Below are 1,169 nucleotides of genomic sequence, written 5' to 3'. Positions count from 1 at the left end.
TCTTGTATCAATCACATATTTATCCTTCAATAATTTCTGTCTGACACTTAATTTATCCTTGCTCTCTGATTTGTCATCCTTGATTTCTAATTGTTTCAACTCCTCCTCCGATATGTCATCCGTGATTATAATGTCAATACTTTCTGAATTATTAATAAAATCTGCAGACTTTATACTCCAAGAAAATTTCAACAATTCATCAATATCAGTTATACTTTCATCATAGGGAGAGATATAAAATTTACTCGTACTTTTTTTATTATTACAACCATAACAAGAAGGAATCAGATTGTAAAAACATAAAGCGAATAGAGGATATTTATTCTTAGGGAAAAAATGATCTAGTTGGCTCGTATTTGCTTCTTCCGTCACATTAATAAAATTACGATTACAATATGGACAAACTGTGACACCAGTTATGCGAACTAACTCTTTTTTGTCTATTCTATTATAATGGGATTCCAACTTTTCTTTGTATCGTTCAACAATATAATCCTTCAATTTTGTATGAGATTTTTTAGTATGAATTCCATCAAACTTGTAACTTTGCACTAAATCATTAAACGATTTTTTTGAGCTCATCATTTCAACCAAAATATCCATTTTATCCGGAAATATATCTTCAAAGTCCTTTAAGAATTCAGATTTTAAATTCTTCTTAATCAAGTCGATAAATTCTCTTGTATTCTTTGTTCTATCAACAATAATCCGCATATTGTCAGTCAAATTTTTCTTTTTTCGAATTTTATCTAGATTATCATCAGTCTCATATGATAATATTCTTTTCAGATTAATACTAGTACTTACTCCTCTAATATGCCCTATTTTTAACTGCTTAATTTCCTCATCACACTCTTCTATAAAATCGTTTTTTAAATGACTATAAATTTGATTAACCAAATCAGAAAATTTCTCCACATGTATTTTAAAAACCCATTCAACATCAGATGAGCTATCTATTTTTTCCTTTACTTTTAGTAAGGTAGAGTAGTCCGCCATCATAAGTTTTAGAAAGGCTCTATCTTGTTGTGTAAAATAGTCTTCCAATCAACATCAGATGAGCTATCTATTTTTTCCTTTACTTTTAGTAAGGTAGAGTAGTCCGCCATCATAAGTTTTAGAAAGGCTCTATCTTGTTGTGTAAAATAGTCTTCCAATCCATTGTGAGA

The 1,169-nt window shown here is 29.3% G+C and carries 1 protein-coding gene; it reads right to left on the bottom strand.

Features of this window, described 5'->3' with window-relative positions; genetic code table 11:
- Window positions 1–1,002, bottom strand: a 1,002-nt coding sequence (locus D8872_RS10625) for an HNH endonuclease (protein ID WP_376739493.1), incomplete at its 3' end; no start/stop codon positions are given.
- Window positions 1,003–1,169: the final 167 nt, after the last annotated feature.

Origin of the sequence: Streptococcus cristatus (assembly GCF_003943815.1) — a bacterium.
Classification (GTDB): domain Bacteria; phylum Bacillota; class Bacilli; order Lactobacillales; family Streptococcaceae; genus Streptococcus; species Streptococcus cristatus_F.
This window is presented reverse-complemented; position numbering and strand designations above follow the sequence as displayed.